Here is a 12560-nt window from a genome sequence, read left to right as displayed (position 1 = left end):
TTGGCTTGGCGCGCTGAGTGATTGGCGACACTCGCCCAGCTTCAGGGCCGCGCGGCCGCGCGCTGGAGCTTCGTTTCGATTGCGACGTAGCGCTCGCTCATGCTGGCTGGCGGAATGTTGTAGGCCAGGATCGCGATGGTGTCCGGGCCTTCCGCGGTAATGATGGTCTGCCAGCCCCACGGCTCGGCCGGGTCTCCATAGGTCGCTGCCACATTCAGGATCTCGCCCGGCGCCGCCTTACCTTTCGACAGCGTCGGGGCTGCGCTCGAATGGAAGCTGTCGACCCAGGCCGCCGATCCTTCGCCGCTATCGGGGTCGATGCCGAAGAACGCGGCGCCATGTGCCGCTTCACCGTTGAACATCCCGTCGTATTCGTACAACACGAAGGTGCCGTTCGCGACCCAGCGCATTCGGGCCTTCACCTCGCAGGGTTCGAAGTGATCCGTGGGCCTGAAACGGGTGCGCGTCGTGCCGGTCCACTCCCCGATCAGGCAGGCGAGGGGGGACTGGACGGGAGTGGCGAGGGAGTCGTCGTGTGACATTGGCGGGCTCCTGGATGCGAGGGCGACCGTTCTATGTTACGTCGGGCCTGCTCCAAAAGCGAGGCCTTGCCTTGGCCCCACCAGCACGCTAATTCATGCCAAGTGACGACACTACTGCTTCTTCTGCTCGACCTTGGCGCCGTGCGAGATGCCCTTGAGGGCATGCTCGGCCCGGTCGATCTCGGTCTCGGCCAGGTCGCCCAGCGAGAGGATGCCGACCAGCTTCTCATTGTCGACCACGCAGAGGCGGTGGAGCTGCTTCTCGGCCATCAGGCGGGCGGCATCGAGCGTATCGACGTCCGGCGAGATGCAGTTCACGTCCTGGGTCATGAAGTCCTGCACCTTGGCGTTCTTGAGGTCCACCCCCTTGGCGACGGCGCGAACCGCGATATCTCGGTCGGTGATGATGCCGACGAGCTTGTCGGGGTGCTGCGCGTCGAGCACCGGGATCACCCCGGTATCGGCCTCTTGCATCCGCTGGGCGACCTCAGGCAGGAAGGCCACCGAGGTCACGCACGCGAGCTTCCCTTTTTCCGTCATCAGGTCGCGGATCCGCATCTCGCCCCTCCTCTCGCATCAGGACTGGCCCCACTTTACGCAAGGCGCGGCGAGAGATGTCAATCGGCGTCCGGTCCTTGCCAGCGCAGGCGCCTGAGATCGAGGCGCCCCTCGGCGTCGAAGCGAATGCCCTCGTGCTCCAATAGTGCGCGCTGACGGTCGCCGGGCAGTGTGCCGACCCCGCGCGGGCTGACTCTGCCCTCCTGGTTGACCACGCGGTGCCAGGGGACCATGCTGTCGCTCGGGAGGTGAGCGAGGGCGTATCCCACGGCGCGGGCGGCTCTGGGCTTGCCGAGCAAGTGCGCGATCTGCCCGTAGGTGGCGACTTGCCCGTGCGGTACCTGCGAGACCAGGTCGTAGACCTGCGCGAAGAAGGCTTGAGAGGTGCTGGCCATGCGGTGCTCCTGGAAGGCGGTCGGCTTGACAGCCCATGATCCGTTCCCTATCCTGCCCACCAGGAGTGAAACTTTTCAAGCCCTGGGTGCGTAGTCAGGATAGCGCGCGAATCACTGGCTCTTCAAAGAGCCCCCCTGACAAAAGGAGATTGCCGATGAAAGCCCGTATCCTGCCCGCCCTCCTCGCCGTGACCATGGGGCTTGCGACCTTGCCTGCGACCGCCGCTTTCGCGGGGCCCGACGGAGGCCGTCCTCATGGCGACATGCAGCGCATGGTCGAGCGCCGGATGGATCGCATGTTCAAGTACCTGGAGGTGACCCCCGAGCAGCGCACCAAGCTCAAGGAGATTCACCGCAAGCAGGCGGAGTTCGCCAAGGGCCAGCGCCTGACCCTCAAGTCCAAGGAGCATGAGCTGGGCTTGCTGCTCAAGAGCCCCTCGGCCACCAAGGACCAGGCTCTCGCCAAGAACCGCGAGATCGACGGCATCAAGCAGAAGCTGAGCGAAGGGCGGATCCAGTCCTGGTTCGAGTCGCGCGCGGTGCTGACGCCCGACCAGCTGAAGAAGATGGAGTCCTTCGACTTCGGCGCCCGCGAGGGCAAGGGCTTCCGCCGCGGCCACGGCGAGAAGGCACAGTAGCCACGTGCTAGGCTCCGTGCCGCTCTCCCCCTTCGGGGCACGCAGGCCCGCCGACCGCCGCGAGGCGGAGTGGGTACGGCTGGGGGCCCGGGGCGATCGCGCCGCGCAAGGCGCCATCGTCCGGGCCTACCAGGACCGGGTCTACGGCTTGCTGTTGCGCCTGTCGGGCGATCGCGAGCTCGCGCTCGACCTCTCGCAGGAGACCTTCCTCAAGGCCTTCGCGGCCCTGAAGACCTTCCGCCAAGGAGCGAGCCTCGGGCCGTGGCTGCTCAAGATCGCCAACAACCTCTTCATCGACCACGTGCGTTCGCGCCGGACCGAGTCGCTGGAGGCTGCGATCGAGGAGGGGGAGTGGCACGAGCCCGGCGCCGAGGACCCGGCGATCGCGCGGATCGTCCACGAGACGGATCTGCTCGCCGCCCTCGGCCTGCTGCCGGTGCAGTGGCGCCAAGCGGTCGTCTTGCGCCACCTGGACGACATGCCCTACGAGGCGATCGCCGAGGTGCTCGGCGTGCCCGTGGGGACGGCGAAAACTTGGCTATTTCGTGGACGCGAGCGCCTGCGCGCGCTGCTCGAGCAAAGAGGAATCACCCCATGACCTGTACCACCGCGCACCAGCTGATCCAGGAAGGGCTCGACGCTCACGGCGGGCCGGGCGCCGCGCTGGAGCATCACCTTGCCACCTGCGCCGATTGCCGCGCCTACCAGGAAGGCATCGGACGGGTCGTCTCGCACCTCTTTGCCAAGACGCTCAGCGCCGCTGCGCCGCCCGAGCTGATGGGGCGCCTGGGCCTCTCGGACGAGGGGAACATGAGCAAGCTCGCGACCTTCGCCTCGCAGCGCCACCCTCTGCGGCGCTGGATTCCGCTCGGGATCGCCGTGGCGGGCATGCTGTTCTACTTCAACAGCGTGAAGCCGGGGCCGACGCCGGTTGCGACCGAGACGGCCGTGGTCGCATCTTCTGAAGGGGCGGATCTCGATACCGTGTTGACCTACTTCGGGGCCGAGAGCCTGCCCGAGTCGGACCAGCTGCCGCTCTAAGCTTTTCAGGTAGAACGTCGCGAGCCGCGTGATTCAGCCCCAACGAGGGGGGAATCACGCGGCTCGCGGCATCTGGTGCGAGAAAGTTACGCTTCGGTGAACATGCTCGTCCGGGACCGCGGGGAATGGGTGTTGCCCGCCAGGTACGAGAGGTGCTCGTCGAGGGTCCTGAGGGTGGGGGCCACGCGCTTGTAGGCCATCAGGCCCTTGCGGGTCATGCGCGTCACGATGCCCTGCTCGTTGGCGGGCAGCTCGGGGGCCGTGCTCAGCGAGAAGGCCTTGCGGACCTCGCGGGGGATGTCCTCGGGGTCGTAGGTGGGGATCAAGAGGTCCCCTTCGCCATCCGGCGGCACCAGGTGGGTGAAGTGGGCGGTGATCTTGTCGATCAGCCAGCCCTGCGCGAGCAGGACATGGCGCTCTTCGTTGGCGATCTTGAGGGTGTCGTTGACCCACCCTTCGATGGCCGCCACCGAGATGCGGCCCTGCTCCCACCACCATTCCTTCTCGCAGCGCGCGCATGGGCCGGTCGCGGTGACCATATGCTTGCCCTGCGCGCAGCGGAAGCCATAGCGGGTCGCTCGCGTGACGGTGCCACGCGAGTCGACGAAAATGCTGTCCTCGCGCATGACGGGCGAATCGGGAAGGGGGGACTGGATGCAGCAGCTCAAAAAGTTCATGGTGAGCCCATCTTAGCACAGGCAGAGCCTCTAACGCGGCATGGACGTGAGACCTTGCGCCCGCATCCCCACCAGAACCGTCTCGCCATCGAGGACCGTGAGGCTCGAGACGGGTGCCGGGAAGCCCGAGTGGCAGGGCATGGGGGTGAAGCTCTTGAGGTCCATCATGGTGATGGAGTTGCCGCTACTTGCGTAGAGCCAGCTGCCATCGGTGCCGAGGGCCTCGATAGGGCTGCTTGCCATTTTGCCGAGCGCATGGACGCTCTTGCCGTCGTCGCCGCTCGCAAGTACCCAGCCGTCCGCAGTCCCCACATAGAGCACGCCACGGTGGCTCGCAAGCGCCGTGGCCCCCTGGGTATCCGGGATGAGGGTCGGCCCAGAACCATCGAACGGCCAGCGCCAGACCCGCTCGCCCAGGGTAAAGCAAGCCTTGTCGCCCATGGCGAGGTCCGAGACGGTCCGGGCCGCTCCCTCGGCGCTTGCCAAGCTTTCGACCTTGCCGCCGCCCGAGGGCATCTTGAAGATCCCGTCACGCGCGGTCGCGACGTAGAGCTTGCCTTGGTCGAGCCCAAGCCCCGTGATCTCGGAGGCGGCTTGGCCTAACCGCACGGCGGCGCCCTGCGAGGGGTCGATGCCGTGGACGCTGCCGTCGCGGCCCCCCAGATACAGGCGCTGTCCATCACTTGTCATCCGCGTTAGCCCGGCAGCCCCGCCCGTTTCGACCGGCTTCCAGGCGCCGCCCTTGAGCGGGACCGCGTAGAGCCTGCCGGAGGCCGCGTAGAGGGTGGAGCCCACCAGGGCGAGCTCTCGGACGGCAAGGTCCCCGGCCCAGGTCTTGGGGTGGCCCATGACGGGCGTGACCGGGGGAGTGGCGCGCTGGCCGTTCCATGCCGGTCGCATCCGATCGGGAAAGCGCATCGACGAGAGCGTGCCCGTCATGGCCGGCGGCGCGTGATCCGCCTGGGGGGCCGTCGGCACCGGTGGCCGCGGATCGGGCAAGCCTTCGGGGGAACCCTGAGGAGCGGTGCACCCACCTAGCCAGAGGATAAGCGCGATGGCGCTCCGTGAGCGCTTAGAAATTGGCAAGCAGGCCTCCCTTCGCGCCGCTGAGCCTCGGCGACGCCCATGCTAGCGAGCATGGCCCCGCCCGGCCTCGGCCCAAGGTGCAAGGATTTCCTGTCGATCAAGGGGGGAAGCGACAGCTCGCGAGAGCCGCGCGATTGCGCTAGACTGGGACCATGACGCCGAACGAACGACCCATCCCCGTCACCCTCGTCACCGGGTTTCTCGGAGCGGGCAAGACGACCTTCCTCAACCATCTCTTGCAGGATGAGCACGGGGCGCGCCTCGCGGTCATCATCAACGAGTTCGACGAGGTGGGCATCGACCGTGACCTGGTGCGTAACGCCAGCGGCCAGCTCGTCGAGATGAACAACGGCTGCCTCTGCTGCACCGTGCAGGGCGATCTCAAGGACGTGATTGCCGAGATCATCGCTTCGGGCAAGGAGCTCGACGGCATCGTCATCGAGACCACGGGCCTCGCCGATCCCGGCCCCATCGCGACGGGCCTGTTCGCCGATCCCTTCCTCTGCGACGCGACCCGGCTCGATGCGATCGTCACCCTGGTGGACGCCTTCAACGTGCCGAAGCTGCTCAGCCCCTCGCTGAGCGCCGACCGCGCGGAGGACGGGGCCCTTGCGCGGGCCCAGATCGGCTACGCTGACGTGATCCTCCTCAACAAGACCGACCTGGTCACCGACGCCGAGCGCGAGGCCCTGAAGGCTAGCCTGCGCGACCTGAATCGCATGGCGCGCCTCTACGAGGTGCGGCAGAGCGTCGTTCCGCTGTCGCAGGTGCTGGGCATCGAGGCCTTCGAGTTCAATGCGCGCTTCGGGCCCGAGGCGCCGCATGCCGACGGTCACCACCACGATCCCGGGATCGGCTCGGTCTCGTTCCACTTCGAGCGCCCCTTCGACCAGGTGAAGCTCAACACCTTCTTCTGCGACCTCTTGCGCGAGCATGGCAACGACCTGTACCGCTGCAAGGGGGTGGTGAACGTCGAAGGCCTCGACGAGCCGCTGCTGTTCCAGGGGGTTTCGACCCTGTTTGCGACCGCGAGCGGAACATGGAAAGAGGGGGATACCCGCACGACGCGGGCCGTCTTCATCGGGCGCAACCTGGATCGCGCGCGGCTCGAGGCCGGCATGCTCGGCTGCTTGGCTCAGGCCTGACGCGTCTGCTTAGAGCGGCCGCGAAAGCCGCACCATGTCCCGGCAGTGGATCCCGTTCTCCCAAATGGGCATCGGGTAGTGGCGGGTGAAGAAGTCGGGCTCGATACCGACCATCCGAAAGCCGGCTTTCTGATAGAACCCGAGCTGAGCCAGGCTCGAATTGCCGGTCCCGACTTCTAGGACCCTGGCTCCTGCCTCGCGTGCCGTCTCGATGGCGTGGTGCAGCAACTGCTTGCCCAGCCCCTGGCCCTGTAGGTCGGGCCGCACGGCGATGTTCATGAGCTCCTGGCGGTCGGGGCCTGTCGGCAGCAGCACGTAGACCCCCACCACGGCTCCGTCGCGCTCGGCGACGAAGCACTGACCCTCGGCGAGGTAGGCCTCCACCCGAGAGTCGGCGGGATCCGCTTCGCGTAAGAGCGCGCGCGGAGCGTCTTCGAGACGGGCTAAAGGGGAGATGCGCAGCACGGGGCGAGCCCTAGCGGATCTCGCCGAAGACCAGCGTGATTTTGAGCCCCCCGTGGGGGATGAGCACCCGCGTGCGGATGGGCAGGCCCAGCGCGTCGGTGAGGTCATTGGACGGCGCCAAGATGACGTAGCGCCAGCCTGCGTACGCTTGCTTGAGCTTGTTGCCCAGGCGGCGGTACAGGGCAAGCGTCGAGGCCTCGTCCCCGATCCGCACGCCGTAGGGCGGGTTGATGGCGATCAGGCCGGGGAGATCCCCGGGGGCGCCCTCTTTGAAGAAGTCGCCCTGCGAGATGCTGATGCTCTGCGCGACGTCGGCGCGCTCGGCGTTGGCAGTGGCCGCCCGCACTGCCCCACCGTTCTCGTCGCGGGCGACGATCGGGGTGGGCAGCTCATGCAGGCTCGAATCGACGGCCTTGCGCTTGATGAATTCCCAGGTGGCCGGCCGGAACGAGGGCCAGTGCTCGAACATGAAGCGGCGGTGCAGGCCAGGCGGCAACTTGCGCGCGATGAGCGCCCCTTCGATGGAGAAGGTGCCCGAGCCGCACATGGGGTCGAGGAGGGGCATGGTGCCGTCATAGCCCGCGAGCAAGAGGGCGCCCGCGGCGAGGTTCTCGCGCAGGGGGGCCTTGGCGGTGACCTGGCGGTAGCCACGGCGATGCAGGTGCTCGCCGCTCGAATCGAGCGAGAGGGTGACGCGATCGTTCGTGACCCGGACCTGCACCCGCTGGAGGAGCGCCGCGTCTTCGCCGGGAGGCAGGTCGGCGACCTGCGTGGGAAGTCCTTGCTCACTCAAGCGCTTGCGGATGGCGTCGCGCAGGGTGGCCTCGATCAGGTCGTCGCGCTTGAGCCAGGACTCGAAGGCGGTGACCTCGAAGCGCAGCGGCACGTCGCCTGCGACGAGCAGCTCCCAAGGCACCTGGACGGCGTGGCGGAAGAGATCCTCCGGGCGGCGTGCCCCGAAGGCCGCCACGCGCAGCAGGACCCGGTTCGCCGTGCGAAGCCAGAGGTTGGCGAGGTAGCCCACGTCGAGCTTGCCCTTGAAGGCGACCCCGCCGGCCTCAGGCTGGACATCGTCGGCGCCGAGGGCTGAAAGCTCTTGCGCGAGCGCCGGTTCGAGGCCAGGGGCGCACGGCGCGAACCACGCGTGGGCGGGCGCGTGCATGTGGCGCTTGATGCGACGTTCGAGGGAGGCAGGGGGTGGGCTGAGTGGTGCGGTCATGTCCCCATCTTAGCGCAAAAGCGCTCGCTCAGCCCGTGCACGCTATTTAGAGTGAGAGGGGCTTGGTCTGCTTGGCGTCGGGGTAGACCTCGACCATGATCTTCTCTTTGAGCAGGGGCTCCATCTTGGCCTTGAAGCGCGTGACGATGGCCTTACCCTTGGTCTTCTGGGCCTGGGCGCCCACCTTCGAGAGCTCGGGCACCACCAGGTGCCAGGCATCGGATTGCTTGGGGCGGTGGATCTTGATGCCTTCTTTGGCGAACTCCTCGCGCAGCGCGCCGAACGCCTGCTTGAAGCGGATCGCCTGAGCGCGCTCCGCCTCGGCGAGTCGCTTGAATTCCTCTTGTTGCTTGAGGTACTGCTCGCGGGTCAGGACGGTGTCCTTGTAGGCGGGCTTCCCCAGGTCCTTGAGGCTGCTCTGCTGCTTGGCCTCGCCAGGGGCGGCCAGAGCGCCGCCCTGCGCGAGGCCCCAGCCCATGGTGAAGACGCTCAGAAGAAGAAGGAGGGCGTGTTTCATCGTTCGACTCCTCGCATCGGCATGCGATGCCCAACGAAGGGAGGGAAGTAATGAAATCTATTGTGATGAATTTTTGTAAACAGTCAAGCGCTCGCGACGCCTAGCGGGTGATCTCGACCTGCAGGGCGTTGTTGAAACGGTTGAAGTAGTTGAAGAGGCCCGCGACTGCGGCGAGCTCGACGATCTCGGAGTCGGTGAAGTGCTCCTTGAGACGCTCGAACATGGCGTCGTCCACCCCCAGCGAATCGACCGTGAGGCGCTCGGCGAAGGCGATTGCCGCCTTCTCGCGTTCGGTGAACGTTGGCGACTCGATGGCGCACTGCAGCTCCTCGAAGGTCTCGTCGGTCGCTCCCAGCTGCCGCGCGATCTTGGTATGGGAAGCCAGGCAGTAGTCGCAGTTGTTGAGCTGGGAGACCCGGACCACCACGAGCTCCTTGAGCTTGAGCTCGACGGTGCCGGCGTTGAGCACCGCCGCGAAGTGGGCCTGCAGCGTCGTCACCAGCTCGGGCACCAGGGCGAGGGTGCGGAACATGTTGGGGACATTGCCCCGCGCGGCCATGAAGCTGTCGAAAACCGCCTTGACGCCCTCGGAGGCGGTGTCGACGGGAACGGGCGCGATGCGAGCCATGGGCTATCTCCTCGATCGAAAGCGGGCGGTGGGAGGACGGATGCGCTCAGTATAGCGGACTTGCCGCGCCTTCATATGGTCTTAAGCGTGCCATATCCCAAAATATCTGCTATGGTAGGCACCAAGTCCGGCAAAGGCGCCGGATGCTTCTCGTACCGTGACAAGGGCGTCGGGTCTGAATCCCACGCCCTCGTTTGCTCAGCGGCCTCTGGTCCTCATTCCACAGGCCAGGCGCGAGCGGATGTTGACACCGCAAGACGGGACGCCGCGCCACACGCGCCAGTAACCCTGACAGCAACTCATAAAGGAGCTTTCCAGCATGGTGGATAAGCAGCTAGCCCTGGAATGGTATCGCAAGATGGCTCTCATCCGGCGCTTCGAAGAGAAGTGCGCCGAGGGCTACGCCTATGCCAAGATCGGGGGCTTCCTACACCTGTACATCGGGCAGGAAGCCGTGGCCGTCGGCGCCATCGGTGCGCTGAACGACGATGACGACATCGTGACCCACTACCGGGATCACGGTCATGCGATCGCGCGCGGCCTCGACACCAACGCCCTGATGGCGGAGCTCTACGGCAAGGCGACCGGCTGCAGCAAGGGCCGCGGCGGTTCGATGCACTTCGCCGATGCGAGCAAGCACTTCTGGGGCGGCTACGCCCTGGTCGGCGCCCACCTGCCGCTGGCCGTCGGCCTCGCCATGGCCAGCCAGTACAAGGGTGAGAACCGCCTTGCCATGGCCATCTTCGGCGATGGTTCGACCAACAACGGCGGCTTCCACGAGTCGCTGAACATGGCGGCGGTCTTCAAGCTGCCCGTGATCTTCTTGATCGAGAACAACCTCTACTCGATGGGCGTTGCCCTGCACCGCGACTCGTCCATCAGCGACCTGTACAAGCGCGCCGCCTCCTACGGCATCCATGGCGAGGCCTTCGACGGCATGGACGTCCAGGCGGCTTATGAGGCCACCAAGCGCGCCGTCGAGCACGTCCGCGCGGGCAACGGCCCGGTGCTGCTCGAGGCCAAGACCTATCGCTTCCGCGGCCACTCCATGGCCGACCCCGAGATGTACCGCTCCAAGGAAGAGGTCGAGTTCTGGAAGCAGAAGGACCCGATCACCACCTGGAAGGCGCGCTGCGTCGAGGCCGGTATCGCCACCGCCGCCGAGTTCGACGAGATGGAAGCGGCTGCCAACCGCGAGGCCGAGGAGTCGGTCAAGTTCGCGGACGAGAGCCCCGAACCCGAGCTCTCCACCCTTTGCGACTACATCTACGCCAACCCCATCGGGCAGACCGAATATCAGCCCGTGTAGGCGCCGGTAAACGTTAGGAGTTACAGCATATGCGTACCATTACCGTCCGCCAGGCCATCCAGGAAGCCCTTCGCGAGGAGATGCGCCGCGACGAGAACGTCTTCCTGATGGGCGAGGACATCGCCTATTACGGTAGCGCCTATGGCGTCACCAAGGGCTTCGTCGATGAGTTCGGCGAGAAGCGCGTCAAGGACACCCCCATCTCGGAGACCGCCATCATCGGCGCGGCGACCGGTGCTGCCCTCGGCGGCCTGCGTCCGATCCCCGAGATCATGAGCATCAACTTCGCCCTCCAGGCCCTCGACCAGGTGGTCAACCACTCGGCGAAGCTGAGCTACATGTTCGGCGGCCAGATGAAGGTGCCCATGGTCATGCGCACCCCGGCCGGCTGGAGCCAGCTCTCGGCGACCCACTCGCAGACCCTCGAGCTGCTCTTCGCCTACATTCCCGGCCTCAAGGTCGTCATGCCGAGCACCCCTTACGACCACAAGGGTCTGCTCAAGAGCGCGATCCGTGACGATGACCCCGTCATCTTCATCGAGCACGCCCTGATCTACGGCGCCAAGGGCGAGGTTCCCGAAGAGGAGTACCTGGTCCCCATCGGCAAGTCGGTGGTCCGTCGTCCTGGTAAGGACGTCACCGTCGTCGCTTACTCGCGCATGGCGATGCTCGCCATGGAGGCCGCCAACGATCTGGCCGCCGAGGGCATCGACGTGGAGGTCATCGACCTGCGCACCCTGCGCCCGCTCGACATGGAGCCCGTGATCGAGTCGGTCAAGAAGACCAACCGCGTGGTGATCGCCGAGGAAGGCTGGAAGACCTACGGCATCGGCGCCGAAGTCCAGTCGCGGATCTACGAGGAGGCGTTCGATTACATCGACGCGCCCGTGCGTCGCGTGGCCGGCGTCGAAGTGCCCGCCCCTTACAACAAGCACCTCGAGATGGCGGCGTACCCGCACAAGGCGAACATCGTCGCGGCCATCCGGGAAGTCCTGAAGTAACGTTCCATTGAGCGCCCGGCATCCTGTCGGGCGCTTCCATCCCTATTCACGAATTCGGAGGACGATTCATGGCGAGCAACGTGCTCATGCCCAAGATGGGCTATGACATGACCGAAGGCAAGATTCTTCGTTGGATGAAGAACGAGGGGGAGGCCGTCACCAAGGGCGAGCCGATCGCTGAGATCCAGACCGAAAAGGTCAACATCGAGATCGAAGCGTTCGATTCGGGCGTGCTCGCCAAGATCCTCCACCAGGCCGACGAGGATGTGCCGGTCGGCGAGGTCATCGCGATCATCGCCCAGCCCGGTGAGAAGGTCGAGGCGCCCGCCAAGGCCGCTCCTGCTGCGGCCCCTGCCAAGGCGGAAGCCCCCGCGGCGCAGACCAGCGAGTATCCCGAAGGTCCGAGCGTGACCTACCCCACCGCGACCCCCACCGTCGCCGCGGCTCCCGTCCGTGAGGGCCGCCTCAAGTCGTCGCCCTTGGCGCGCAAGGTGGCAGCCGAGCGCAACCTCGACCTTTCCCAGATCCCCGGTACCGGCCCTGGCGGCCGCATCGTCCGCAAGGACGTCGATGCCTTCAAGGGCGCCCTCGCCCCTGCTGCGGCCGTCCGTGCCGCTGCTCCGGTGGCTGTGGCCCGCGAGGATCGCTCCATTACGCTCACCCGGATGCGCCAGGCCATCGCCCGTCGCCTCGCCGAGAGCAAGGTGGCGGCTCCCCACTTCTACGTGACCACCGCGATCGACATGACCGACGCGGTCGCCTTCCGGAGCCAGTTCAACGCGGCGGTGTCGGCCGAGGAGAAGGCGTCCTTCAACGACATGATCGTCAAGGCCGTTGCCAAGGCCGCCCTCAAGTTCCCCGCGGTCAACGCCGCCTGGAACGAGACCGAGATCATCGAGCGCGGCGCGGTCAACGTGGGCGTTGCGGTGGCGCTGCCCGAGGGCCTCGTGGTTCCCGTGCTGCACGGTGCTGGCGACAAGTCGCTGCCCGTGATCGCCCGCGAGACCAAGGAGATCATCGGCCGGGCCAAGGCCAACAAGCTCAAGCCCGAAGAGATGGGCGGCGGCACCATCACCGTGAGCAACCTCGGCTCGTTCGACGTCGAGAGCTTCACGGCGATCATCAACCCGCCCGAGTCGGCCATCCTCGCCATCGGCTCCATCAAGAAGGAGCCCGTGGTGGATGACAAGGACCAGATCCAGATCCGCTCGATCATGCGCATCACCATGTCGAGCGATCACCGGGTGATCGACGGGGCGCTCGCCGCGCAGTTCCTCGCCGAGGTCAAGCGCCTCCTCCAGACCCCGATGCTGCTGCTCATCTAAGCGACGAGGACATA

At 66.3% G+C, this 12560-nt stretch carries 16 protein-coding genes; 7 read left to right on the top strand and 9 right to left on the bottom strand.

The features are described from left to right. Positions 1-41: 41 nt before the first annotated feature. The 3 genes from J7643_04540 to J7643_04530 all read right to left on the bottom strand — a co-directional run bounded on the left by J7643_04540 (position 42) and on the right by J7643_04530 (position 1495). Complete coding sequence (locus tag J7643_04540) at positions 42-542, bottom strand: DUF1579 family protein (protein MBO9539846.1); 501 nt, start codon at positions 540-542, stop codon at positions 42-44. A gap of 111 nt (positions 543-653) precedes the next feature. Beyond that, positions 654-1100, bottom strand: a complete 447-nt coding sequence (locus tag J7643_04535) for a CBS domain-containing protein (protein ID MBO9539845.1) — start codon at positions 1098-1100, stop codon at positions 654-656. A gap of 59 nt (positions 1101-1159) precedes the next feature. Further along, positions 1160-1495 carry an MGMT family protein gene (locus J7643_04530; GenBank protein MBO9539844.1) on the bottom strand — a complete coding sequence of 112 codons (336 nt, stop codon included), beginning with the start codon at positions 1493-1495 and terminating at the stop codon, positions 1160-1162. A 155-nt stretch (positions 1496-1650) separates the two neighbouring features. Here J7643_04530 and J7643_04525 point away from each other — a divergent pair, with 155 nt between their 5' ends. Genes J7643_04525 through J7643_04515 form a run of 3 tightly spaced genes read left to right on the top strand, consistent with a single transcriptional unit; the run spans position 1651 to position 3174 of the window. After that, entirely contained in the window at positions 1651-2133 is a 483-nt protein-coding gene (locus tag J7643_04525) for a periplasmic heavy metal sensor (protein MBO9539843.1), read from the top strand. Positions 2134-2137: 4 nt separating this feature from the next. Further along, complete coding sequence (locus J7643_04520; protein ID MBO9539842.1) at positions 2138-2731, top strand: sigma-70 family RNA polymerase sigma factor; 594 nt, start codon at positions 2138-2140, stop codon at positions 2729-2731. Beyond that, positions 2728-3174 (top strand): hypothetical protein, encoded by a 447-nt coding sequence (locus J7643_04515; GenBank protein MBO9539841.1) that lies wholly within the window; start codon positions 2728-2730, stop codon positions 3172-3174. The genes J7643_04520 and J7643_04515 overlap by 4 nt, the downstream gene beginning before the upstream one ends. Before the next feature lie 86 nt (positions 3175-3260). Here the strand turns inward: J7643_04515 and J7643_04510 are convergent, their stop codons facing one another. Both J7643_04510 and J7643_04505 read right to left on the bottom strand, forming a co-directional pair. Then, positions 3261-3851, bottom strand: a complete 591-nt coding sequence (locus J7643_04510; protein ID MBO9539840.1) for a hypothetical protein — start codon at positions 3849-3851, stop codon at positions 3261-3263. A 30-nt stretch (positions 3852-3881) separates the two neighbouring features. Beyond that, complete coding sequence (locus tag J7643_04505; protein ID MBO9539839.1) at positions 3882-4937, bottom strand: hypothetical protein; 1056 nt, start codon at positions 4935-4937, stop codon at positions 3882-3884. A 152-nt stretch (positions 4938-5089) separates the two neighbouring features. Between J7643_04505 and J7643_04500 the strand changes: the two genes are divergently transcribed. After that, complete coding sequence (locus J7643_04500) at positions 5090-6082, top strand: GTP-binding protein (GenBank protein ID MBO9539838.1); 993 nt, start codon at positions 5090-5092, stop codon at positions 6080-6082. A gap of 9 nt (positions 6083-6091) precedes the next feature. On the opposite strand, the gene J7643_04495 is transcribed toward J7643_04500, so the two are convergent. From J7643_04495 to J7643_04480, 4 genes are all read right to left on the bottom strand, one after another. Continuing rightward, complete coding sequence (locus tag J7643_04495) at positions 6092-6655, bottom strand: GNAT family N-acetyltransferase (protein MBO9539837.1); 564 nt, start codon at positions 6653-6655, stop codon at positions 6092-6094. Then, complete coding sequence (locus tag J7643_04490) at positions 6558-7766, bottom strand: hypothetical protein (protein MBO9539836.1); 1209 nt, start codon at positions 7764-7766, stop codon at positions 6558-6560. The genes J7643_04495 and J7643_04490 overlap by 98 nt, the downstream gene beginning before the upstream one ends. A 46-nt stretch (positions 7767-7812) precedes the next feature. Next, on the bottom strand, positions 7813-8283 hold the full coding sequence (locus J7643_04485) for a hypothetical protein (GenBank protein ID MBO9539835.1): 471 nt from the start codon (positions 8281-8283) through the stop codon (positions 7813-7815). A gap of 100 nt (positions 8284-8383) precedes the next feature. Further along, the gene (locus J7643_04480; GenBank protein ID MBO9539834.1) at positions 8384-8911 is read right to left on the bottom strand and encodes a carboxymuconolactone decarboxylase family protein; all 528 of its coding nucleotides are present in this window, start codon (positions 8909-8911) and stop codon (positions 8384-8386) included. A gap of 319 nt (positions 8912-9230) precedes the next feature. On the opposite strand from J7643_04480, the gene pdhA reads away from it, so the two are divergent. The 3 genes from pdhA (at position 9231) to J7643_04465 (ending at position 12546) form a co-directional block, all read left to right on the top strand. Continuing rightward, positions 9231-10220, top strand: coding sequence for a pyruvate dehydrogenase (acetyl-transferring) E1 component subunit alpha (pdhA, locus tag J7643_04475; protein ID MBO9539833.1), 990 nt, complete (start codon positions 9231-9233; stop codon positions 10218-10220). A gap of 29 nt (positions 10221-10249) precedes the next feature. Next, complete coding sequence (locus J7643_04470) at positions 10250-11221, top strand: alpha-ketoacid dehydrogenase subunit beta (GenBank protein MBO9539832.1); 972 nt, start codon at positions 10250-10252, stop codon at positions 11219-11221. Positions 11222-11289: 68 nt separating this feature from the next. Continuing rightward, positions 11290-12546, top strand: a complete 1257-nt coding sequence (locus J7643_04465) for a 2-oxo acid dehydrogenase subunit E2 (protein MBO9539831.1) — start codon at positions 11290-11292, stop codon at positions 12544-12546. Positions 12547-12560 lie beyond the last annotated feature (14 nt).

The sequence above is a fragment of the bacterium genome, assembly GCA_017744355.1.
GTDB lineage: Bacteria > Cyanobacteriota > Sericytochromatia > S15B-MN24 > UBA4093 > JAGIBK01.
This window is presented reverse-complemented; position numbering and strand designations above follow the sequence as displayed.

Excerpts from the sequence above, each read along its gene's own strand:
- J7643_04530 (MBO9539844.1), bottom strand. The coding sequence starts at position 1,495 with ATGGCCAGCACCTCTCAAGCCTTCTTCGCGCAGGTCTACGACCTGGTC.
- J7643_04490 (MBO9539836.1), bottom strand. The coding sequence starts at position 7,766 with ATGACCGCACCACTCAGCCCACCCCCTGCCTCCCTCGAACGTCGCATC.
- J7643_04510 (MBO9539840.1), bottom strand. The coding sequence starts at position 3,851 with ATGAACTTTTTGAGCTGCTGCATCCAGTCCCCCCTTCCCGATTCGCCC.
- J7643_04480 (MBO9539834.1), bottom strand. The coding sequence starts at position 8,911 with ATGGCTCGCATCGCGCCCGTTCCCGTCGACACCGCCTCCGAGGGCGTC.
- J7643_04500 (MBO9539838.1), top strand. The coding sequence starts at position 5,090 with ATGACGCCGAACGAACGACCCATCCCCGTCACCCTCGTCACCGGGTTT.
- J7643_04540 (MBO9539846.1), bottom strand. The coding sequence starts at position 542 with ATGTCACACGACGACTCCCTCGCCACTCCCGTCCAGTCCCCCCTCGCC.
- J7643_04535 (MBO9539845.1), bottom strand. The coding sequence starts at position 1,100 with ATGCGGATCCGCGACCTGATGACGGAAAAAGGGAAGCTCGCGTGCGTG.
- J7643_04495 (MBO9539837.1), bottom strand. The coding sequence starts at position 6,655 with ATGACCTCACCGACGCGCTGGGCCTGCCCATCCGCACGCGGGTGCTCA.
- pdhA (MBO9539833.1), top strand. The coding sequence starts at position 9,231 with ATGGTGGATAAGCAGCTAGCCCTGGAATGGTATCGCAAGATGGCTCTC.
- J7643_04525 (MBO9539843.1), top strand. The coding sequence starts at position 1,651 with ATGAAAGCCCGTATCCTGCCCGCCCTCCTCGCCGTGACCATGGGGCTT.
- J7643_04465 (MBO9539831.1), top strand. The coding sequence starts at position 11,290 with ATGGCGAGCAACGTGCTCATGCCCAAGATGGGCTATGACATGACCGAA.
- J7643_04485 (MBO9539835.1), bottom strand. The coding sequence starts at position 8,283 with ATGAAACACGCCCTCCTTCTTCTTCTGAGCGTCTTCACCATGGGCTGG.
- J7643_04470 (MBO9539832.1), top strand. The coding sequence starts at position 10,250 with ATGCGTACCATTACCGTCCGCCAGGCCATCCAGGAAGCCCTTCGCGAG.
- J7643_04515 (MBO9539841.1), top strand. The coding sequence starts at position 2,728 with ATGACCTGTACCACCGCGCACCAGCTGATCCAGGAAGGGCTCGACGCT.